Source organism: Campylobacter sp. RM12637, assembly GCF_020137645.1.
Classification (GTDB): domain Bacteria; phylum Campylobacterota; class Campylobacteria; order Campylobacterales; family Campylobacteraceae; genus Campylobacter_E.
In genome coordinates this window covers 1-573 of the sequence record NZ_JACGAV010000056.1, presented here as the reverse complement: position 1 = coordinate 573, position 573 = coordinate 1, and the positions used below count along the sequence as shown (strand labels likewise).

The window sequence follows — 573 nt, the reverse complement described above, 5'->3', positions numbered from 1 at the left end:
AAGGGGCTTTGCTGTAGTTGCTGATGAAGTAAGAAAGCTAGCTGAAAGCACTCAAAAATCATTAACAGAAATAGAAGCAAGTGTTAATGTATTAACTCAAGGTATAAATGATATGAGTGAAAGCATTAAAGAACAAACTCAAGCAATATCTCAAATAAATGAAGCAATAAGTAGTATAGATGAGCTAACACGCGCTAATGTAGTAGTAGCTGATAATACTAATAAAATATCAGATGAAGTAGATTTAATGGCTAGTATTGCTGTTGAAGCTGTTATGAAGAATAAGTTCTAATAAACACTACAAAAGGAATTTCTTAATTGAAATTCCTTTTATTTATATAAAATACTTAAATTTAAATCATAGTTTTTTTTAAATTATTAATTCAAATTCTTGTAAAAATTAATGAAATTTAAAAAATATTTTTAAAAAATTTTATATGGACAGAATTTTGACATTCAATGTGTTATAATCAAGAAAAATCAAGAAAGGAGAATAAATGAAAGTTATTTTTTCTTTTATATGGGGGGGGGTATAACTCTTTAGGATATACTCAAAAACCTTCATCTATTTTT

At 25.7% G+C, this 573-nt stretch carries 1 protein-coding gene; it reads left to right on the top strand.

Annotation, left to right across the window (positions count from 1 at the left end; all coding sequences use genetic code 11):
- Positions 1-292: methyl-accepting chemotaxis protein (locus tag AVBRAN12637_RS09715; protein WP_336615832.1), on the top strand; the 292-nt coding region annotated here is incomplete at its 5' end.
- Positions 293-573 lie beyond the last annotated feature (281 nt).